This is a genomic window from Pseudomonas sp. AFG_SD02_1510_Pfu_092, from assembly GCF_003331055.1.
Taxonomy (GTDB): domain Bacteria; phylum Pseudomonadota; class Gammaproteobacteria; order Pseudomonadales; family Pseudomonadaceae; genus Aquipseudomonas.
In genome coordinates this window covers 1-20,122 of sequence record NZ_PUQD01000054.1, presented here as the reverse complement: position 1 = coordinate 20,122, position 20,122 = coordinate 1, and the positions used below count along the sequence as shown (strand labels likewise).

21 protein-coding genes are annotated in these 20,122 nt (G+C 65.2%); 12 read left to right on the top strand and 9 right to left on the bottom strand.

Annotated elements, in window-relative coordinates; genetic code table 11:
- Nucleotides 1-94: 94 nt before the first annotated feature.
- The 3 genes from C6A77_RS19980 to C6A77_RS19970 all read right to left on the bottom strand — a co-directional run bounded on the left by C6A77_RS19980 (nucleotide 95) and on the right by C6A77_RS19970 (nucleotide 3,925).
- A complete protein-coding gene (locus C6A77_RS19980) occupies nucleotides 95-2,149 on the bottom strand; it encodes a GGDEF domain-containing phosphodiesterase (RefSeq protein WP_161959680.1) in 2,055 nt (684 codons plus the stop codon).
- A gap of 330 nt (nucleotides 2,150-2,479) precedes the next feature.
- Nucleotides 2,480-3,076 carry a Fe-Mn family superoxide dismutase gene (locus tag C6A77_RS19975; RefSeq protein ID WP_114171022.1) on the bottom strand — a complete coding sequence of 199 codons (597 nt, stop codon included), beginning with the start codon at nucleotides 3,074-3,076 and terminating at the stop codon, nucleotides 2,480-2,482.
- Between the two features lie 249 nt (nucleotides 3,077-3,325).
- Nucleotides 3,326-3,925 carry a LysE/ArgO family amino acid transporter gene (locus tag C6A77_RS19970; RefSeq protein WP_114171021.1) on the bottom strand — a complete coding sequence of 200 codons (600 nt, stop codon included), beginning with the start codon at nucleotides 3,923-3,925 and terminating at the stop codon, nucleotides 3,326-3,328.
- Between the two features lie 103 nt (nucleotides 3,926-4,028).
- Between C6A77_RS19970 and C6A77_RS19965 the strand changes: the two genes are divergently transcribed.
- From C6A77_RS19965 to C6A77_RS19955, 3 genes are all read left to right on the top strand, one after another.
- A complete protein-coding gene (locus C6A77_RS19965) occupies nucleotides 4,029-4,919 on the top strand; it encodes a LysR family transcriptional regulator ArgP (protein WP_114171020.1) in 891 nt (296 codons plus the stop codon).
- A gap of 49 nt (nucleotides 4,920-4,968) precedes the next feature.
- Complete coding sequence (locus C6A77_RS19960; protein WP_114171019.1) at nucleotides 4,969-5,964, top strand: NAD(P)-dependent oxidoreductase; 996 nt, start codon at nucleotides 4,969-4,971, stop codon at nucleotides 5,962-5,964.
- Between the two features lie 87 nt (nucleotides 5,965-6,051).
- Nucleotides 6,052-6,921, top strand: a complete 870-nt coding sequence (locus C6A77_RS19955) for an ATPase (protein ID WP_114171018.1) — start codon at nucleotides 6,052-6,054, stop codon at nucleotides 6,919-6,921.
- Between the two features lie 108 nt (nucleotides 6,922-7,029).
- Here C6A77_RS19955 and C6A77_RS19950 read toward each other — a convergent pair whose 3' ends face one another.
- Entirely contained in the window at nucleotides 7,030-8,079 is a 1,050-nt protein-coding gene (locus C6A77_RS19950) for an alkene reductase (RefSeq protein WP_114171017.1), read from the bottom strand.
- 17 nt (nucleotides 8,080-8,096) lie between these two features.
- Nucleotides 8,097-8,399: a helix-turn-helix transcriptional regulator gene (locus tag C6A77_RS19945; RefSeq protein WP_114171016.1), complete on the bottom strand. Its 303-nt coding sequence runs from the start codon at nucleotides 8,397-8,399 to the stop codon at nucleotides 8,097-8,099.
- A 150-nt stretch (nucleotides 8,400-8,549) separates the two neighbouring features.
- On the opposite strand from C6A77_RS19945, the gene C6A77_RS19940 reads away from it, so the two are divergent.
- Nucleotides 8,550-9,134: an ACP phosphodiesterase gene (locus C6A77_RS19940; RefSeq protein WP_114171015.1), complete on the top strand. Its 585-nt coding sequence runs from the start codon at nucleotides 8,550-8,552 to the stop codon at nucleotides 9,132-9,134.
- A gap of 105 nt (nucleotides 9,135-9,239) precedes the next feature.
- Here the strand turns inward: C6A77_RS19940 and C6A77_RS19930 are convergent, their stop codons facing one another.
- A complete protein-coding gene (locus C6A77_RS19930; RefSeq protein ID WP_114171014.1) occupies nucleotides 9,240-10,028 on the bottom strand; it encodes a lysophospholipid acyltransferase family protein in 789 nt (262 codons plus the stop codon).
- Nucleotides 10,028-10,783, bottom strand: a complete 756-nt coding sequence (gene olsB / locus C6A77_RS19925) for an L-ornithine N(alpha)-acyltransferase (protein WP_114171013.1) — start codon at nucleotides 10,781-10,783, stop codon at nucleotides 10,028-10,030. The genes C6A77_RS19930 and olsB overlap by 1 nt, the downstream gene beginning before the upstream one ends.
- 160 nt (nucleotides 10,784-10,943) lie before the next feature.
- Between olsB and C6A77_RS19920 the strand changes: the two genes are divergently transcribed.
- From C6A77_RS19920 to C6A77_RS19890, 6 genes are all read left to right on the top strand, one after another.
- A complete protein-coding gene (locus C6A77_RS19920) occupies nucleotides 10,944-11,831 on the top strand; it encodes an acyl-CoA dehydrogenase (RefSeq protein ID WP_114171012.1) in 888 nt (295 codons plus the stop codon).
- 445 nt (nucleotides 11,832-12,276) lie between these two features.
- Nucleotides 12,277-13,356: a serine hydrolase gene (locus C6A77_RS19910; RefSeq protein ID WP_114171010.1), complete on the top strand. Its 1,080-nt coding sequence runs from the start codon at nucleotides 12,277-12,279 to the stop codon at nucleotides 13,354-13,356.
- Nucleotides 13,353-13,649, top strand: a complete 297-nt coding sequence (locus C6A77_RS19905) for an amidase (RefSeq protein ID WP_114171009.1) — start codon at nucleotides 13,353-13,355, stop codon at nucleotides 13,647-13,649. Before C6A77_RS19910 ends, C6A77_RS19905 begins: the two co-directional genes overlap by 4 nt.
- A gap of 44 nt (nucleotides 13,650-13,693) precedes the next feature.
- Nucleotides 13,694-14,275 carry a YceI family protein gene (locus C6A77_RS19900; protein ID WP_114171008.1) on the top strand — a complete coding sequence of 194 codons (582 nt, stop codon included), beginning with the start codon at nucleotides 13,694-13,696 and terminating at the stop codon, nucleotides 14,273-14,275.
- A 1-nt stretch (nucleotide 14,276) separates the two neighbouring features.
- A complete protein-coding gene (locus C6A77_RS19895; RefSeq protein WP_114171007.1) occupies nucleotides 14,277-15,434 on the top strand; it encodes a phosphatidylserine/phosphatidylglycerophosphate/cardiolipin synthase family protein in 1,158 nt (385 codons plus the stop codon).
- Nucleotides 15,435-15,485: 51 nt separating this feature from the next.
- On the top strand, nucleotides 15,486-16,064 hold the full coding sequence (locus tag C6A77_RS19890; RefSeq protein WP_114171006.1) for a DJ-1/PfpI family protein: 579 nt from the start codon (nucleotides 15,486-15,488) through the stop codon (nucleotides 16,062-16,064).
- A gap of 124 nt (nucleotides 16,065-16,188) precedes the next feature.
- Here C6A77_RS19890 and C6A77_RS19885 read toward each other — a convergent pair whose 3' ends face one another.
- Nucleotides 16,189-16,587: a nuclear transport factor 2 family protein gene (locus tag C6A77_RS19885; protein ID WP_015271666.1), complete on the bottom strand. Its 399-nt coding sequence runs from the start codon at nucleotides 16,585-16,587 to the stop codon at nucleotides 16,189-16,191.
- Nucleotides 16,588-16,702: 115 nt separating this feature from the next.
- On the opposite strand from C6A77_RS19885, the gene C6A77_RS19880 reads away from it, so the two are divergent.
- Together C6A77_RS19880 and C6A77_RS19875 are read left to right on the top strand one after the other, a co-directional pair.
- The gene (locus tag C6A77_RS19880) at nucleotides 16,703-17,293 is read left to right on the top strand and encodes a GNAT family N-acetyltransferase (protein ID WP_114171005.1); all 591 of its coding nucleotides are present in this window, start codon (nucleotides 16,703-16,705) and stop codon (nucleotides 17,291-17,293) included.
- Complete coding sequence (locus C6A77_RS19875; RefSeq protein ID WP_114171004.1) at nucleotides 17,290-18,162, top strand: carbon-nitrogen hydrolase family protein; 873 nt, start codon at nucleotides 17,290-17,292, stop codon at nucleotides 18,160-18,162. The genes C6A77_RS19880 and C6A77_RS19875 overlap by 4 nt, the downstream gene beginning before the upstream one ends.
- Before the next feature lie 103 nt (nucleotides 18,163-18,265).
- Here C6A77_RS19875 and C6A77_RS19870 read toward each other — a convergent pair whose 3' ends face one another.
- Nucleotides 18,266-19,789, bottom strand: a complete 1,524-nt coding sequence (locus tag C6A77_RS19870; protein WP_112250390.1) for a fumarate hydratase — start codon at nucleotides 19,787-19,789, stop codon at nucleotides 18,266-18,268.
- Between the last annotated feature and the right edge of the window lie 333 nt (nucleotides 19,790-20,122).

Below are 20,122 nucleotides of genomic sequence, written 5' to 3'. Positions count from 1 at the left end.
GGCAACATCATGCGAAAGATTTGCATTTGCTGTAAAGGGGGCGGGCGTGCAATTCGTGCAAATGCCGGTCACGGCGGGTAACCGGGCACGTGGATCAGGTCATCGAAACCTGATTGCGCTGCGCTTGCTTGAGGAAATTGGTCAGTTCACGGGCCGACAGCGGCTTGCTGTAGTGGTAGCCCTGCCCCTCGTGGCAACCTTGGGCGATGATGTAGCTTTCCTGCTCGACGGTTTCCACCCCTTCGGCGATCACCTGCATCCCCAGGCTCTTGCCCAGCTGGATGATCGCGCGAACGATGGTGGCATCGTCATCGTCGTCCAGCAGGTCCTGGACGAAGCTCTTGTCGATCTTGATCTTGTCCAGCGGCAGTGATTTCAGGTAGCTGAGCGACGAGTAGCCGGTGCCGAAGTCGTCGATGGCAATCAATGCCCCGGAGCGGCGCAGGCTCAGCAGGTGCTGGGCGGCGGTGCTGATGTCTTCCATCAGGCCGGTCTCGGTGACTTCCAGTTCCAGGCTGCGTGGCGGCAGGCGGTAGGCCTGCAACAGGTTGTTGACCACCCGCGGCAGTTCGCTGTGGTGCAGCTGCACGGTAGACAGGTTGACGGCCATGCGCAGGTCGCTGAAGCCCATGTCATGCCACTCGCGCAGCTGCCGGCAGGCCTGGTCGAGCACCCATTCGCCGATGCCGATGATGCTGCCGTTCTGTTCGGCCAGCGGGATGAACTGGTCAGGCGGCACCATGCCCAGCTCCGGGTGCTGCCAGCGCAGCAGTGCCTCGACACCGACCACGCGGTGGTCGCGATAGCTGATCTGTGGCTGGTACACCAGGAACAGCTGGTTGCGCGGCAGGGCTTCGCGCAGGTCCTTTTCCAGTTCGCGACGGCGGCGCATCTCGCTGTCGACGCTGGCGATGTAGAACTGATAGCGGTTGCGCGAACGGGCCTTGGCCAGGGTCATGGTCTGTTCGGCTTTCTGCAGCAGCTTCTCAGTGCTGTCGCCGTCTTCGGGGAACAGGGTGATACCGATGGTGGCGCGCAGGCGGATCTGCTGGTGGTGGTCGAGGTCGAACGGCACTTCCAGGTCGTCGAGGATGCTCTGCGCCAGTTCGGCGGCCTCGTAGGGCTGTTCGATATTGGCCTGTACCAGGGCGAACTGGTCACCGCCCAGCCGGGCCAGCGCGCCCAGGCGGCCGCTGTGGGCGCGCAGGCGGTCGGCCAGGGCCAGCAGCAACTGGTCGCCGACTTGGTAGCTGAACTGTTCGTTGATGCCCTTGAAGTCGTCCAGGCCCACGCACAGCACCGCCACGCGGTGTTGCAGACGGCCGCCATCGACGAGGATCTTGTCCAGTTGCTGCTGCAACTGCTGGCGGTTGGGCAGGCCGGTGAGGAAGTCGTACTGGGCCATGCGTTGCAGGCTGTTTTCCGCCTCGTGGCGCAAGTGGGTGTTGCGCTCGATCGAGGCCAGCAGCTGGTTGGCGGTGTTCACCCACAGGCCCAGCTCGTTCCGTTCGTGGCCCTTGAGCAGCGGCAGCTGGTGCTGGCTGGGGCGGTCGGGGTTGATCTGGGTGAGGTGCTCGATGATCCGCGACAGCGGCTTGGTCAGCAGCCAGTGGTAGACCAGGTACAGCACCAGGCCCATGGCCAGGGCCCGCAGCACGCCGGAAATGAAGATGATCACGGCGTTGATCAGGAACTCTTCGCCGTAGGCCGAGGTGTCGAGGGTAATGCTCAGGTCGCCGTAGTATTCGCTGTACGGGCCACGGCCGACCAGTTGCGTGGTGTAGGTGCGTTCCTGGCCGAGAATCAGGTCGGTCAGCCAGCGCATGGGCGTGTCCTGCAGCGGCCGGGACTTTTCCGCCAGCATGGTTTCATTGGGGTGGCCGATGGAGGCCATGCGCACCGATTCGTCCTGGAACAGGCCTTCCATTACCTGCATGCCCATTTCGCGGTCGAGGCTGTACACCGCCTGGGTCGAGGGGTCGCGGAACATGTCGAGGATGCGCTGGGCATCGCTGTTCACCGCCTGGCGGGTCTTGTAGGTGTCGTAAACGATTTGCGCACAGCTGAGCACGACGCCGACCGCCAGCGCCGACAGCAGCACGACCCTGAGCAACTTGACCGACAAGCTGTTCCGCAATTCCAGCTTCAATGGGGTTTCCTTAATCCATGCGCATGGCATCATTTTGCCATCAACGATGACGATACACTACCGGCCGACCATGAGCAGTGTATCGGTTGCCTGACCCCGCAACTTGAATGCGCCGTATCAATCTTCCAGAGGTTTGATGTTAGCGCGGTATGCGGGCTGAGCAAGCAAAACCGTGCCGGCCTTTTCGCGGGTAAACCCGCTCCCACAGGTACGGCGTTGCTTGTGGCCTTGATGCTATTCCTGTGGGAGCGGGTTTACCCGCGAAGAGGCCGCCACAGGCATAAAAAAACCCGGCACCAGGGCCGGGTTTCTCGTTCAAGGCTGGATGACTCAGGCCTTGAAGGTCTTGCCTTCGAACTGTTCGGCAACGAAGGCCCAGTTGACCAGGTTCCAGAACGCCTCGACGTACTTCGGACGCAGGTTACGGTAGTCGATGTAGTAGGCGTGTTCCCAGACGTCGCAGGTCAGCAGCGGGGTGTCGCCGCTGGTCAACGGGTTGCCGGCGCCGATGGTGCTGGCCAGGGCCAGGGAACCGTCAGCCTTCTTCACCAGCCAGCCCCAGCCGGAACCGAAGGTGCCAACCGAAGTCTTGGTGAACTCTTCCTTGAACTTGTCGAAGGAACCGAAAGCGGCGTTGATGGCGTCAGCCAGGGCACCGCTCGGCTGGCCACCGGCGTTGGGTGCCAGGCAGTTCCAGTAGAAGGTGTGGTTCCAGACTTGAGCGGCGTTGTTGAAGATGCCACCCGAAGAGGTCTTGACGATCTCTTCCAGGGTCTTGCCTTCGAATTCGGTGCCTGGGACCAGGTTGTTCAGGTTCACGACATAGGTGTTGTGGTGCTTGTCGTGGTGATACTCCAGGGTTTCCTTGGAGATGTGCGGCTGCAGGGCATCGTGGGCGTATGGCAGCGGCGGCAATTCAAAAGCCATGGTAGATCTCCTGATTCAGGTCTGTTTGCGGTTTGCGCAAGGCCGGTCACGGGCGGCCCGATCAGCGTCGGCGAGTTTGTACTCTTTGCGACGCAAGGGCTGGATCATAGCACCGGGTCTGGCGCATAACCACGCAACAAAGATAGGGAATAGAGGTTCCAGAGCGGTTGGCGGGTGACGACCGGTGGTGGTCGTTTCCAGGCTGGCGGATGTCCGCCGGCCTGTGTATGGATGTCGCCAGCTTCGCGGTCAGTTGAAGATCAACTGGGCCGCCACCGCGAACATCATCACCGCCACCATCAGGTCGAGCATGCGCCAGGTCGCCGGGCGTGCCAGCCACGGAGCCAGCCAGGCGGCGCCGAGCGCCAAGGTCGAGAACCACAGCAACGAAGCGCTGGCTGCCCCGGCCACGTAGGCCCCCGGTTCGGTCTGCTGGGCCCCCAGCGAGCCGATCAGCAACACCGTGTCGAGGTAAACATGCGGGTTCAGCAGGGTCACTGCCAGGGCGCTGAGCAGTACCGCACGGCGCGAGCGCATGCCCTGGCCTTGCTGGTGCTGCAGGCTTTGTCTGGAGCAGGCGCTGCGCAGCGCCTTGGCGCCGTACCAGATCAGGAACACCGCGCCGCCCCAACGCGCCACCGCCAGCAAGGTGGGGTTGTGCGCCAGCACCGAGGCCAGGCCGAACACCCCGGCCGCGACCAGGATGGCATCACAGATGATGCACAGCGCCGCCACTGGCAGGTGATGCTCGCGGCGCAGGCTCTGGGCGAGGACGAAAGCGTTCTGTGCACCGATGGCCATGATCAGGCCAAAAGCCACGAGCATGCCGTTGAGATAGCTTTGCCACATGGCGTGCCCTCCGAAATGAATTGCCGTAAAAGATGCTGGCCATTTTGCTTAACCAGGCTGTATAAGAAAAACAAATAAGCCTGATCCGTCATTAGGGAAATCGATGTTCGACTACAAGCTGCTGGCCGCCCTTGCTGCGGTGATCGAACAGGGTGGCTTCGAACGCGCGGCGCAGGTGCTGGGCCTTTCGCAATCGGCCATTTCCCAGCGCATCAAGCTGCTCGAAGCGCGGGTCGGGCAGCCGGTGCTGGTGCGTGCCACGCCGCCAAGCCCGACAGAGGTCGGGCGCCAGTTGCTCAACCATGTGCAGCAGGTACGCCTGCTCGAACGCGACCTGCAGCGCCAGGTGCCGGCGCTGGACGAGGAGGGCATGCCGGAGCGCCTGCGCATTGCCCTCAACGCCGACAGCCTGGCCACTTGGTGGGCCGGCGCGGTGGGCAACTTCTGCGCCGAACAGAAGGTGCTGACCGACCTGGTGGTGGAAGACCAGGAGGTCGGCCTGAAACGCATGCGCGCCGGCGAAGTGGCGGCCTGCCTGTGTGGCAGCGAGCGGCCGGTGGCCGGGGCGCGCAGCCTGGCGCTGGGCGCCATGCGCTACCGCGCGCTGGCCAGCCCTGCGTTCATGGCGCGGCATTTTCCGCACGGTTTCGCCGCCAGTCGGCTGGCCCGTACCCCGGCGATCGTCTACGGCCCGGACGACTTCCTGCAGCACCGTTACCTGGCATCGCTGGGCATCGAGGACGGTTTTCTGCACCACCTGTGCCCGTCGTCCGAAGGCTTCCTGCGCATGACCGAAGCCGGCCTGGGCTGGGGCCTGGTGCCGGAACTGCAGGCCCGCGAGCAACTGGCCAGCGGCCAATTGGTGGAAATCTGCAGCGATACCCCTATCGATGTGCCGCTGTACTGGCATCATTGGCGCAATGGCGGGCAACTGCTCGCGCAACTGACCGACCACCTGCGGCACACCGCACGGCAATGGCTGGTGCCCTTGTAGCGGCGGCTGGCGTCAGTTGCATCTGAAATCTGGCAAGACGGAGTCTTACATGCGAATTCTGGTCACCGGCGCGAGTGGCTTCATCGGCGGGCGGTTTGCGCGCTTTGCCCTGGAGCAGGGCCTGGATGTGCGGGTCAGCGGCCGCCGCGCCGAAGGGGTCGAGCACCTGGTCAGGCGCGGCGCCCAGTTCATCCCCGGCGACCTCGGCGATGCCGAGCTGGCGCGCCGCCTGTGCCAGGGTGTCGAGGCCGTGGTGCACTGTGCCGGCGCGGTGGGCAACTGGGGGCGTTACCAGGATTTCTACCAAGGCAATGTGGTGGTCACCGAGAACGTGGTCGAAGGCTGCCTGAAGGAACACGTGCGACGTCTGGTGCACCTGTCCTCGCCGTCGATCTACTTCAATGGCCGCTCACGCCTGGACATCCGCGAAGACCAGGTACCGCGCCGCTTCCACGACCACTACGGGCAGACCAAGCACCTGGCCGAGCAGAAAGTCTTCGGCGCCCAGGAGTTCGGCCTCGAGGTGCTGGCGCTGCGCCCGCTTTTCGTCACTGGCGCCGGCGATGCCAGCATCTTTCCGCGGCTGATGCAGATGCAGCGCAAGGGCCGCGTGGCGATCATCGGCAACGGCCTGAACAAAGTCGATTTCACCAGCGTGCACAACCTCAACGAAGCGCTGCTCAGTGCTCTGCTCGCCGACGACCGGGCGCTGGGCCAGGCCTACAACATCAGCAACGGCCAGCCGCTGCCGCTGTGGGACGTGGTCAACTACGTGATGCGCCAGATGCAGCTGCCGCAGGTGACGCGTTACCGGTCCTACGGCCTGGCCTACAGCCTGGCCGCGCTGAACGAGGCGGCGTGCCTGTTGTGGCCGGGGCGCCCGCAGCCGACCCTGTCGCGCCTGGGCATGCAGGTGATGAGCCGCGATTTCACCCTGGATATCAGCCGCGCCCGGCAGTACCTGGACTACCAGCCCAAGGTCAGCCTGTGGACGGCGCTGGATGAATTCTGTGGCTGGTGGAAGCACCAGCCGCCCGGGCAGTGATACCGCCGGGCCGACAATGGTCATCAATGCGCCGCGCTGGCGGTTTATACTCGTGCCTCTTTGCGACTACCGCGGTTGAATGTATCCATGCGTAACCATGCTCACGATGACTACGATGATGTGCCTACCCTGCGGGCAGGTACCCACGACGATGACGAACTGATGCCGGCGCACGTGGTGCGCAGCCGCCAGAAGGCCGTCCGTGGTGCCAGCACGGCGCCGCTGTGGGCATTGCTCGGGGCTTCGTTCATCGCTTTGGCGGGCCTTGGCTGGTGGAGTTTCCAGCAGATCTCGCTGATGGAGCAGCAGCTGGTGGCCACCCAGGAAAGCTTCGCCCGTATCAGCGAAGAGGCGGCCGGGCGCCTGCAGGCGATCAGCGGCAAGGTGGCGGCCAGCGAGTCTGGCGTCACTACCAGCAGCGAGGCACTGAAACTGCAGCTGCGCCAGTTGCAGCAGGGCGTGGCCGGGCAGACCGGCGACCTGGGCAAGCGCCTGGAGCAGGTGTTGGCCGATACCCGTACCCAGCAGAAGGCGGTGACCGAGCTGCAAAGCCAGTTGCAGGCGCAATTGAAGCAGGTGAATGGCGAGCTGGCGGCGTTGCGCTCGGGCCAGGTCGATGGCGGCAAGCTGGATAGCCAGTTCAAGGGCCTGAGCGAGCAGGTTGCCGCACTGAAGGCCGCGCAGGTGGATGGCGCCAAACTGGACGGGCAACTCAAGAGCCTGGGCAGCGAGGTGGCGGCGCTGAAGAAGCAGGGCAACCCGAGCGCGGCCATTCAGGACCTGGAGCAGGACATCCTGGTGCTCAAGAGCCAGCTCGACAACCGCCCGGCTGCGGCAGCGTCCAGCGGTGCTTCGGTGCAGGAGTTCGACGCCTTCCGGGCGCAGACCACGCGCAACCTGAATACCCTGCAGAGCCAGGTGCAGAACCTGCAGCAGCAGATCAACGCCCGGCCCTGAAATCCGCTGAGGCTTTTTCGCGGGTTTGCCCGCTCCCACAAGTACAGCGACAAGCTTGAAGACTGTGCCGACCCTGTGGGAGCGGGCGTGCCCGCGAATGGCCGCTGATCACAACCGCGGGTAATCGATGTACCCGACCGGCCCCTTGCCATAGAAAGTCTCTGGCCGAGCCTCGTTCAATGGTGCATCCGCCGCCAGCCGTGCCGGCAGATCAGGGTTGGCGATGAACGGTACGCCAAACGCCACCGCATCCGCCTTGCCACTGGCCAGCGCCGCGTTGGCACTGGCCTTGTCGAACCGTTCGTTGACGATGTACGGGCCGCCGAACGCCTCCTTGATCAATGGCCCGATGCTGTCATCGGCCTCGCGTTCGCGCGAGCAGATGAAGGCAATGCCTCGTTTGCCCAGCTCGCGGGCCACATAGGTAAAGGTGGCGGCGCGGTCGGCATCGCCCATGTCATGCGCATCGGCACGTGGCGCCAGGTGCACGCCAACACGGTTCGCGCCCCACACCTCGATGGCCGCATCGGTCACTTCCAGCAGCAGGCGCGCACGGTTCTCCAGCGAGCCGCCGTAGCGGTCGGTGCGCTGGTTGGTGCTGCTTTGCAGAAACTGGTCCAGCAGGTAGCCGTTGGCGCCGTGGATCTCCACGCCGTCGAAGCCGGCCGCCTTGGCGTTCTCGGCACCGCTGCGGTAGGCCTCGACGATGTCGGCGATTTCTTCGGTTTCCAAGGCACGCGGGGTCGGGTAATCGCTCAGCGGGCGCACCAGGCTGACATGGCCTTTGGCCTGGATCGCGCTGGGCGCTACTGGCAGCTCACCCTTGAGGTAGCTGGGGTGGGAGATACGGCCAACGTGCCACAGTTGCAGGAAAATGCGCCCGCCAGCGCCGTGCACGGCCTGGGTGACGTTGTGCCAGCCGCGCACCTGCTGGTCGTTCCAGATGCCTGGGGTGTCGGGGTAGCCGACGCCCATTGGGCTGACCGAGGTCGCCTCGCTGAGAATCAGCCCGGCGCTGGCGCGCTGCACGTAGTACTCGGCCATCAGCGCATTGGGCACGCGACCTTCGTCGGCCCGGCAGCGGGTGAGTGGGGCCATGATGATGCGGTTGGGCAGTTGCAGGTCGCCCAGGGTGATCGGATCGAAAAGCGTGGTCATGACGGATACCTGCCTGTTCAGAGTGTTTGGCGCAACTGTTCGATGAATGCCTGGATGGTGGCTTCGTTGCGTTTGAAAAAGTGCCATTGGCCGATCTTCTGGCTGTTGATCAGCCCGGCGCGCTGCAGGGTGGCCAGGTGGGCGGAGACGGTCGACTGCGACAGGCCGCAGCGTTGGTCGATCTGCCCGGCACAGACACCGTTCTCGGTGCTGTGGTACTGGTCGGGGAACTGCGCTGCCGGGTCCTTCAGCCAGCTGAGGATTTCTCGCCTGACCGGGTGGGCCAGCGCTTTCATGATTTCGTCGAGATCGAGAGGCATGGGTTGAGGCTCGTTGTAGCGGTATATCGCGATGGAACGAAATGTAAATCGTGGTTTACCGATATACCAATACCAAGAGGTTCTGAGCTCAGTGCGAATCGCTATATCGCGTTATAACGATATACCGGCTGGTGGTGTTAGACTGCGCCGATGAACTACCTCGCACACCTGCACCTGGGCGGCCCGGCGCCGCAACAACTGCTTGGCAGCCTGTATGGCGATTTCGTCAAAGGCTCGCTGGAAGGGCGCTTTCCGCCTGCGCTGGAGGCGGCTATCCGGCTGCATCGGCAGATCGACAGCTATACCGACCAGCACCCGTTGGTGCTAGCCGCACTGGCGCGCTTTCCGCGCGAGCGGCGACGTTTTGCCGGGATCGTTCTGGATGTGTTCTTCGACCATTGCCTGGCGCGGCACTGGCCGGATTATGCCGAGCGGCCGCTGGCGCAATTCACCGGGGATTTTTATCGGGTGTTGTTGGCGGAGCCTGACTTGCCGGGGCGCTTGGCGCGGATTGCGCCGTTCATGGCGGCGGATGACTGGCTGGGTGCGTATGGCGACTTCGCCACCCTGGAGCAGGTGTTCAACGGCATCGCCCGGCGCTTGTCGCGGCCGGAGGGGATGGTTGGGGTGATGGGCGAGCTGGAGCGGCTTTATGAGCCGCTGTTGGCGGATTTTCGTGAGTTCTATCCGCAGTTGCAGGCGTTTGCGGCAGTGGGGCGGATGTCTGACAGTTAGTTCTGCGCTGGCTTCTTCGCGGGCTTGCCCGCTCCCACGGGGGGCGCGCATATCCTGTGGGAGCGGGCAAGCCCGCGAAGAGGCCGGTACTGGCAACACCGGGCTTCAGGCTGCCCGCGCCTGCCGCCGTGGCGCCATTGCGATCTCCTCTACCCCGAACAACGCCAGGTGAATGGCCTGCTGCGCCTGCAACGCCAGCACCGCTCGCTCCTTGCCGACGCTGCCGATCGGTTGCAGCAGGTGAATGCGCACCTGACCCCGTGGCAGGGCGAACAGGCGCAGCAGGTGCGACACCAGGTCGTCGTCACCGACGAATGGCGCAATCGGGTCGATCTGGCCATCGCGCAAGTACTGGATGGCCACCGGCTGCACCGCCACGCCACGCTCGATGGCGCCCGCCAGCAGGCGGCCGTGGAAGGTGCGCAGGCTGCGCCCGCTGGTCGTGGTGCCTTCGGGGAAGATCAGCAGTGGATGGGCCAGGCCCAGGCGCCCGGCAATCTGCTCGCGCAGGCGCTGACTGTCGCCACCGCCGCGGCGAATGAACAGCGTGCCGGCTTTTTCCGCCAGCCAGCCGGCCAGCGGCCAGTGGCGCACTTCTGCCTTGGACAGGAACGACAGCGGCGACAGCATGCCAAGCAGCGGGATATCGGTCCAGGACACGTGGTTGCTGACCCACAGCATCGGCCGCTGGGGCAGCGCGCCGACCACCCGCACATCGAAGGGCAGGGCGGCGACCAGGCGCTGCATGAACAGGCACGTCCAGCGCTGGCGGCGTTCGAGCGGCGCCTTGACCCCCAGGCGATCGCCTACGGCGATCACGCTGGCCATCAACATGCCCAGCAGCAATACCAGCAACAATCGCAGCAGGCGGGCCAGTACCCGCAGCTTCGGCATCAGACCGCTGCCTTGAAGTGGCGGGCGTAGCGCGGGCACAGCTCGTCGCGCTTGAGCAGGATGAACACATCGGCCACCTGGAAGTCTTCGTCCCAGCACGGCTCGCCGCAAATTTTCGCGCCCAGGCGCATGTAGGCCTTGAGCAGCGGTGGCATTTCGGCGATGACGTTGCCTGGCAGGGCCAGCTTGGGCAGCGGGTTCTTCGGTTCGGCACGCAGGTGCTCGGTGCACAGGTAACGCTCGCGCAGGCGCTGCATCACCGCGTGCGCCTGCACCCCGCCATCCTGCATGGGAATGCTGGCGCAGCCCATCAGGTAGCTGTAGCGGCCTTCGTTGAGCACTTCGGCCAGTTCGCCCCAGAGCACCGCGATGGTGCCGCCGTTACGGTAGTCGGCTGCCACGCAGGTGCGGCCCAACTCGAGGATCGGCCCCTGCAGCTGCCGCAGACCGTGCAAGCTGAATTCTTCTTCGCTATAGAAGCGGCCCAGGCTGCTGGCGGCCTGGTGGTCGAGCAGGCGGGTGGTGGCCACCAGTTCGCCGGTGCTCAGGTCGCGTACGCCGATGTGGCGGCAGTGCACGTCGTAGTCGTCCATGTCCAGGCCCTGCTCGGCACCTTTGAGCCTGGCCTTGAATTCGGCGCTGAACACTTTGTAGCGCAAGGCCTGGGCTTCTTGCAGGGCCGCCGCGCCAATCAGGCGTTCGGCTTGCAGACGGCGTTCGGTGCTGTTGTCGCCAGCGTGAGCGATCCGAGTCATTACGAGTCTCCATAAGCCAGCCATGAAGGGTTGCGGCCGGTCGGCTTTGTTGTGCAAAGTCAGCCTAGGTAGACGGGGTGTCACCCCTGTGAATCTTTGGTGATGCTTGCGTGACACCCCCTGAGCCTTCACTGAAAAGCTTTCAGCAAGGAGCCGACCGATGGCCTGGTTGCAACGACTCAACGACCCGCTGCGCCAAGCGCTGGCGGGCACCCTGGGCGAGACCTATGCCGCGCTGCGTGAGCGCCTTGGCCCGGTTGCGCCGTTCGAACTGGCGGTGCTCGGCGGGCGCGCCATGCCGACCCCGGGCCTGGCGTTTCTGCTTGGCTACCAGGCGGCCTTGCGGGTGCTGTGGCCCAGTGCCCCGCCGAGCCTCGGTGCCTTGTGTGCCACCGAGCGGCGCAGCGTGCGCCCGGCGGACATGCGCACACGCCTGGACGGCTTGCGGCTGACCGGCAGCAAGGATTTCGTCACCGCCGGCCTGGAGGCGGAATGGCTGCTGGTGGCGGCGCGCAGCGAGGCGGCCGGCGCGGCGCCGCAGTTGAGCCTGGCAGTGGTCTACCCCGGCGAGCCAGGGGTGACCCTGGAAGCGCTGCCGACCCTGCCGCTGATGCCCGAGGTGGGCCATGGGCGGCTGGTGCTGGAGCAGGCCGCATGCGAGTTGCTGGCCGGTGATGGCTGGGATGCCTATGTGAAGCCGTTCCGCTCGCTGGAGGACTTGTATGTGCTTGCCGCGTTGACGGCGTGGCTGTATGGCGTGGGGCAGGAATGCGCCTGGCCGCAGGCCTTGCGCCTGCAGTTGCTTGGGCTGTTGGCCGGGTGTGCCGAAGGCAGCCGGCAGTGTGCCGATAGCGTTGGCTGCCATTTGTTGCTGGGTGGGTTGTTTGCCCAGTTCCAGGCGCTGCGGGGGGAGATCGAGGCCGCACTGGCGGCGGGGCCGGTGCAGTGGGCGCAGATCTGGCAGCGTGACCAGGGCGTGATGGCGCTGGCGGCAGCGGCGCGGGACAAGCGGCTGAACAAGGCCTGGGCTGCTGCGGGATTGTCATGAATGCCTGTCAGGCTTGTGTGATTCCATGAATCTTGGGGCCGCTTTGCGGCCCATCGCCGGCAAGCCAGCTCCCACAGGTTTCAGCGCAAGCCCGAGGCATACGCAGCCCATGTGGGAGCGGGCAAGCCCGCGAAGCAGACGATGTGGTGGGCACCGGCTGCGCCGGTGTTCGCGGCTAAAGCCGCAGGTTTCAGCGTAAGCCCGAGGCATACGCAGCCCCATGTGGGAGCGGGTTCACCCGCGAAGCAGGCGACGCGAGGGATGGCACCGGCTGCGCCGGTGTTCGCGGCCACGGCCGCTCCCACAGGGATCGCGCCAGTTTTTGGAAATTGATCGAGACAGTTGCTCCCACATCAACAGCATCGACCTCAAGCCTTGTGCAGTACCTGTGGGAGCTGGCTTGCCGGCGATGGGCTGCAGAGCAGCCCCAAAAAAGGCGGACATGATGAAGGCGCTCCTGCTGACACTGGCGATGGTTACGGGCTGCGCCTGGGCAGAGGACTGGCCGCAACCCGACTGGGCAACCGACAACACCCCGCTCGACTGGCAAACCGTCGACGCCTACGCCTTCCCTGCGCGCAGCACCCCCGAACGCAGCGGTATCCGCACCGACGCCCTGCTGATCATCCGCGATGGCCGCATCCTTCACGAGCGCTACACAGCCCCCACCAGCGCCGCCACCGCGCACCTCACCTGGTCGATTAGCAAAAGCGTACTCGCCACGTTGCTGGGTGTTGCCCACGGCGAGCGACGCTTCCAGCTCGAGGACCCGGTCAGCCGCTTCTATCCACCCATGCGCGGGCACCCGGATGTGCGCATGGCCGACCTGCTGCACTGGGCCAGCGGCCTGGACTGGCAGGAAGACTACGAGTACGCCCCGCTCAAGTCCTCGGTGGTGGCCATGCTGTACACCCGTGGCCGCGAGGACATGGCCGCCTACACGGCGGCGCGTGGTACCGCGGCCAGCCCTGGCCAGCGGTTTCTCTATTCCAGCGGTGACAGCAACCTGTTGGCCGCCGCGTTGCGCGGCATGCTCGATGCCGGCCAGTACGCCGACTACCCCTGGGCTGCACTGTTCACCCCGTTGGGCATCGACAGCGCGGTATGGGAGCGTGACCGGGCGGGTACCTACGTAGGCTCTTCCTATCTGTACCTCAGCGCCCGCGACCTGGCTCGCGTCGGCCTGCTGATGCAGCGTGACGGCCGCTGGCAGGGCCGGCAACTGCTGCCCAAGGCCTGGGTGGCGTTCAATCGCACAGCCTTTACCCAGGCCCAGGCGCTGCCCGGCGAGGCCAACCCTGGCGGCCACTGGTGGCTCAACCAGCCGCTGGCGAATAGCCCACGGCCCTGGCCGAGCGCGCCTGCGGACACCTACGCCGCCCTTGGCCATTGGGGCCAGGCGCTGTACGTGCTGCCCAGGCAAAAGCTGGTGATCGTGCGTTACGCCGATGACCGTGACGGCAGCTACCAGCACGACGAACTGCTCAGGCGGGTGCTGGCGGTGCTGGCCGGGGAAGGCGCATGAAACGGCTGGCGCTGCTGCTTTTGCTGGGGCTGCCGTACTTACTCTGGCACGAGCGCCAGGCCCTGGCCGACTTCCCCGGCATCCTTTCGGCCTACTCGGCCAAGGAATATTGTTCGTGCCGTTTCGTCATGGGCTTCGAAGCGGCGTACTGCCAGGGCTATGTGAAGCAATGGTTGCCGCTGAGCCTGCTGGAGGAAGACCTTCAGCAGCGCCAGGTCACCGCGCAAGGGCTGGGGCGGCGCAACCAGGCAGCCTGGCAGGGCCCGCGCGAGGGCTGCCGCTTGCTGCCGTGAAAGCGGGCGGGTAAGGTTGGCGGCCTGGTTTCACGAGATCTGTCATGTTCAAGTTGCCCCGCCTGCTGCCCGCCCTGTTGCTGGCTTTATGCCTGCCCGCCCACGCCAACTGGCACCTCGATGGCGAGTCGTCACGCCTGTCGTTCATTACCGGCAAGAACGGCAACACCGCCGAAGTGCACCGCTTTCTGGTGCTGCATGGCACGGTTGACCGCAAGGGCCGGGCCGGGCTGAGCATTGAAATGGACTCGGTGAGCAGCGGCATCCCGCTGCGTGACGAGCGCATGCGCGAGGACCTGTTCGAGGTCGAGCGCTTCGCCGAGGCCAAAGTCCAGGCGCAACTGGACCTGCAGCCGATCAACGACCTGGCCAACGGTGCCCAGATCGAGTTGCGCCTACCGCTGACCGTGACCCTGCATGGCCAGTCCCACAGCTACAACGCCTTGCTCCTGGCCACCCGCCTGGACGAGCGGCGCTTCCAGGTGGTAACCCTCGAGCCGCTGGTGCTGCGCGCCGAGGATTTCGGCCTGCTGCCGGGGCTGCAACGGCTGCGCAAGTTCGCCGGGCTCACCTCCATCAACCCGTCAGTGCCGGTTAGCGCGGTGCTGATCTTCACCGCCCGCTGACATGCCAGGGCCGGTCTTTCCCTGGCGGGACGGCAACCAGTTCGAACTGCTGATCGACGGCCCCGAATTCTTTCCGCGCATGCTCCTGGCGATCATGCGCGCCGAGTTTCAGGTGGACCTGGAGCTGTACCTGGTCGAGGCCGGCGATTGTGCCGATGCCGTGGTCGAGGCGCTGGAGCAGGCGGCCCGACGCGGCGTGCGGGTGCGCTGCCTGTTCGACGACTATGGCTCGCTGGCGTTCAACAGCCAGTTGCGTCAGCGCCTGCTGGACGCAGGTGTGTACCTGCGCTGGTATAACCGCCTGCGCTGGAAGCGTGGCCTGCGCAACCTGTACCGCGACCACCGCAAGCTGCTGCTGGTGGATGAGCGCTGGGCAGCAGTCGGCGGCACGGGCGTCACCGACGAGTTCTGGACGCCGGGCGAGGCGAGCAGTGAATGGCACGAGGTGATGGTGCAGATGCAGGGGCCGGTGGTCAGCGACTGGCAATTGCTGTTCGACCGCCAGTGGCACGCCAACAACCGCCGCACCGCCTGGCGCCCTGCCGAAGGCTTCGGCCTGCCGCGCCTGCCCAAGGTCCCTGCGCAAGGGCAGGGCATGGGCCGGGTGGCCTATGCCGACGCCCGCCAGCACCAGGACATCCTGCATTCGCTGGTGCGCGCGATCAACAGCGGCAAGCAGCGGGTGTGGCTGGCCACTCCTTACTTTCTGCCGACCTGGAGCGTGCGTCGCTCGTTGCGTCGGGCTGCCGGCAAGGGCGTCGATGTGCGCCTGCTGCTGACCGGGCCACGCACCGACCACCCTTCGGTCCGTTACGCCGGGCACCGCTATTACCCGCGTCTGCTACGTGCCGGTGTGCGCATCTACGAGTACCAGCCGTGTTTCCTGCACCTGAAGATGGTGCTGATCGACGACTGGGTCAGTATCGGCTCGTGCAACTTCGATCACTGGAACCTGCGCTTCAACCTCGAGGCCAACATCGAAGCGCTCGACCCGCCGCTGACGGCCGCGGTACAGGCCAGCTTCGAGCGTGATTTCGCCTTGAGCGAGGTGGTCGACCTCGGCCATTGGCATTCCCGGCCGCTGTGGCGTCGGGTGAAGCAGCGCGTGTGGGGCTGGCTGGACCGCTTGGTGGTGAACCTGCTCGACCGTCGTGACTGAGACCGGCTATCGTGCACTGACTGTCTCTAGGCAAGCGAAGGAGTGGGTGCGATGACGGCTAAGAAAATTCTCATGTTGGTCGGCGACTACGTTGAAGATTACGAAGCCATGGTGCCGTTCCAGGCGCTGAGCATGGTCGGCCACACGGTGCATGCGGTTTGCCCGGAGAAGCTCGCCGGGCAGACGGTGCGTACCGCGATTCATGATTTCGAGGGCGAGCAGACCTACAGCGAAAAGCCTGGGCACAATTTTGCCCTGAACTACGATTTCGTGCGGGTGCGTGCCGAGGGTTATGACGCGCTGCTGATCCCCGGTGGCCGTGCCCCGGAGTACCTGCGCCTGGATGAGCGGGTGCTGGAGCTGGTGCGGGCGTTCGACCAGGCCGGCAAGCCGATTGCGGCGGTGTGCCATGGTGCCCAGCTGCTGGCAGCGGCCGGTGTGCTGGAAGGGCGTGAATGCAGCGCGTACCCGGCATGCGCGCCGGAGGTGCGCCTGGCGGGCGGGACGTTCATCGATATCGCGGTGGACCAGGCGCATGTGCACGGCAACCTGGTGACCGCCCCGGCCTGGCCGGCGCACCCGGCGTGGCTGGCGGCCTTCCTCAAGGTGCTAGGCACCCGCATCTCCTGACCGGGCCTCTTCGCGGGTAAACCCGCTCCCACAGGGATTGCACAGGTTTTGGAATTTGTGCCGACCCTGTGGGAGCGGGTTTACCCGCGAAGAGGTCGGTACAGGCAATACACCCCTGCCAGGCTCAACCTACCTGCTCGACCCAGTCATTGAGGTTGTAGTAGTTGGTCACCCGGGCAATCTTGCCGCAGTGGATGTAGAAGAACGCCCCCGCCGGCAGCACGTAGGTCTGCCCGTTGGCCGCCGGCAAACCTTCGTCATCGGCCAGGTATTCGCCATGCACGGTGAACTCCGCTGCCGCGCGGCTGCCGTCGGCGTTCTGCATCACCACGATGTCGGCCAGGCGCTCGCGGTAGCAGCGGTTCATCTTGTCCATGAATGCAGCAAACCGGGCCTTGCCCATCTGCCGTTCGCCCTGGTTGATGTCGTGGATCACATCTTCGCTGAGCAAGGCGAGAAAGGCCGGCATGTCGCCTGCGTTGAAGGCGGCGTAGTAAGCATTCACCAGTTCGGTAGCGGTCATGGAACAATACCTGTCGTGTAGGGAAAAGGCGGGTCGTTGCCCCGGATGATAGGGTTTCCCCTCAAGCCCGGCTTAGCCGAGCGCGTCATCCACATCGACAAAACGACCGCCAAGCATGGAAATCCGCCTGTTGCACGGCGCCGCTATCGCGCCTTACATCGATGACCTCGCTCGCCTGCGCCTTACCGTGTTCCGCGAGTTTCCTTACCTGTACGACGGCACCCCGGAGTACGAAGCCGACTACCTAGCCACCTATGCCCGCTCCGGGCGCAGCCTGGTGGTGCTGGCGCTCGACGACGGCAAGGTGGTCGGTGCCTCCACCGGCCTGCCGCTGGTAGACGTCGCCCACGAATTCCAGCAGCCGTTCCTGGCCCAGGGGCGCGACCCGGCCAGCGTGTACTATTTCGGCGAGTCGGTGGTACTGCCCGAATACCGGGGCCAGGGCCTGGGTGTGCGCTTTTTCATCGAGCGCGAATCCTACGCACACAAACTGGCCGAGTTCGATTACTGCGCGTTCTGCGCGGTCGAGCGGCCAGGCGTGCACCCAATGCGGCCTGCCGATTACAAGCCCTTGCACGGCTTCTGGCGTAACCGCGGCTTCCTGCATGACCCGTCGCTGCGCACCCGCTACGCCTGGCGCGATCTGGACGAAGCGCAAAGCTCCGACAAGCTGATGTCGTTCTGGCTCAAGGAACTGCCGATATGATCCGCCTGGCGGCCTGCCAGTACGCCATCGAGCTGCATGAAACCTGGGAGGCCTACGCCGATCACCTGCAAGGCCTGTGCGCCGAGGCAGTGGAGGCGGGGGCGCGCCTGCTGCTGTTGCCGGAGTACGCCGGGCTGGTGCTCAGCGGCCAGCTGAGTGGCGAGCAGCGCGGTGACCTGAAGGCCTCGATTGCCGGCATCCAGCCGCTGATCGAGCCATGGCTGGCACTGTGCGAGCGTATTGCCCGGCGTTGGGGAGTCTATTTGCAACCGGGGAGCCTGCCGGTGCTCGACAGCGATGGCCGCTATCGCAACCGGGCCTGGCTGTTTGGCCCGAAGGGTGTGCTGGGTTATCAGGACAAACTGATGATGACCCGCTTCGAGCGCGAGCAGTGGGACATCGCCGCAGGCCAGGGGCTGCAAGTGTTCGACACCGAGTTGGGGCGCCTGGGCATCCTGATCTGCTACGACAATGAATTCCCGATGCTGGCCCGGCATCTGGCCGAGGCGGGTGCCGAGCTGATCCTGGCACCCAGCTGTACCGACACCGAGGCGGGTTACCACCGGGTGCGCATTGGCGCCCAGGCGCGGGCGCTGGAGAACCAGATTGCCGTGTTGCAGAGCCCCACTGTGGGGCTGGCGCCGTGGTCGCCGGCGCTGGACGAGAATATCGGCCGGGCAGGGTTGTTCGTGCCGCCGGATCATGGGATGCCGGGGGACGGGGTGGTGGCGATGAGTGACGAGCTGAGCCCGCTGAGCAGCCAGTGGCTGGTGTGCGAGGTGGATCTGGAAGAGGTGCGGCGGGTGAGGCGGGAAGGGCAGGTGTTTACCCGCAGGGACTGGCCGGAGCAGTTTGACAGAGTCTTGTGAGGGCAGTGCCGGCCTCTTCGCGGGCTTGCCCGCTCCCACAGGGGGTGCGATCCCTTGTGGGAGCGGGCGAGCCCGCGAAGCAGGCGCCGCAGTTACCTCAGGCTTACTTCACTTCAACTGCCAGGCTCTGGGCAATCTTGCTCTGCCACAGGGCAGGGCCAGTGATGTGCACCGACTCACCGTTGCTGTCGACCGCGACGGTCACCGGCATGTCCTTGACCTCGAACTCGTAGATCGCTTCCATGCCCAGCTCGGCGAAGGCCAAAACCTTCGACTTGCGAATGGCCTGGGCCACCAGATAGGCAGCGCCGCCGACGGCCATCAGGTACACGGCCTTGTTGTCCTTGATCGCTTCGATCGCGGTCGGGCCACGTTCGGACTTGCCGATCATGCCCAGCAGGCCGGTCTGCTCGAGGATCTGGCGGGTGAACTTGTCCATGCGGGTGGCGGTGGTCGGGCCGGCTGGGCCTACCACTTCGTCACCGACCGGGTCGACCGGGCCGACGTAGTAGATGAAGCGGCCTTTGAGGTCGACCGGCAGTTCTTCACCGCGGTTGAGCATCTCGACCATGCGCTTGTGCGCGGCATCGCGACCGGTCAGCATCTTGCCGTTGAGCAGGATGGTTTCGCCCGGCTTCCAGCTGGCGACTTCTTCCGGTGTGATGGCATCGAGGTTGACCCGGCGAGCGCTCGGGCCGGCTTCCCAGACGATTTCCGGGTAGGCGTCCAGCGACGGCGCTTCCAGCTCGGCCGGGCCGGAGCCATCGAGCACGAAGTGGGCGTGGCGGGTGGCGGCGCAGTTGGGGATCATGCACACCGGCAGCGAAGCGGCGTGGGTCGGGTAGTCCATGATCTTCACATCGAGCACGGTGGTCAGGCCACCCAGGCCCTGGGCGCCGATGCCCAGCTGGTTGACCTTCTCGAACAGCTCCAGGCGGATTTCTTCCAGGCGGTTCTGCGGGCCACGGGCTTTCAGTTCGTGGATGTCGATGGACTCCATCAACACTTCCTTGGCCATGACCGCAGCCTTCTCGGCAGTACCGCCGATGCCGATGCCGAGCATGCCAGGCGGGCACCAGCCGGCGCCCATGGTCGGCACGGTCTTCAGCACCCAGTCGACGATCGAGTCGGACGGGTTGAGCATGGCCATCTTCGACTTGTTCTCCGAGCCGCCGCCCTTGGCTGCGACATCGACCTCGACCTTGTCGCCGGGGACGATGGAGTAGTGGATCACTGCCGGGGTGTTGTCCTTGGTGTTCTTGCGGGCACCGGCCGGGTCGGCCAGGATCGAGGCGCGCAGGACGTTTTCAGGCAGGTTGTAGGCGCGACGCACACCCTCGTTGATCATGTCGTCGACGCTCAGGGTGGCGCCGTCCCAGCGTACGTCCATGCCGACACGGACGAACACGGTGACGATACCGGTGTCCTGGCAGATCGGGCGGTGGCCGGTGGCGCACATGCGCGAGTTGATCAGGATCTGGGCGATGGAATCGCGTGCAGCAGGCGACTCTTCACGCAGATAGGCCTCGTGCATGGCCTGGATGAAATCGACGGGGTGGTAGTACGAGATGAATTGCAGGGCGTCGGCGACGCTCTGAATCAGGTCGTCTTGCTTGATCACGGTCATGCAGCGCGCTCCTCTTAAAGACGGGAACATTCATATAGACGCTCGACGGTGCCGACCAGCGTGTCGAAACGCCTTGCAAAGGCGCGCCGGCAGCATGGCCGACGCAAAAGGCGCGGCAGTATAGCGTGCCTCACCGTGTGAAACACCTGCGCGTGGTCTGGACCATGGTCGGCTGGGGGCAGGCATTGTTCTTGCTGGCTCGCTGAAGAGATAAGATGCTTTGTAAGGGGCTGCTCTGCAGCCCATCGCCGGGGCGGCCCCCCCCCCCCCCCCGGGAAAAAAAAGGGGGGGGGGGGAGGGGGGGGGGGGGGGGGGGGGGGGGGGGGGGGGGGG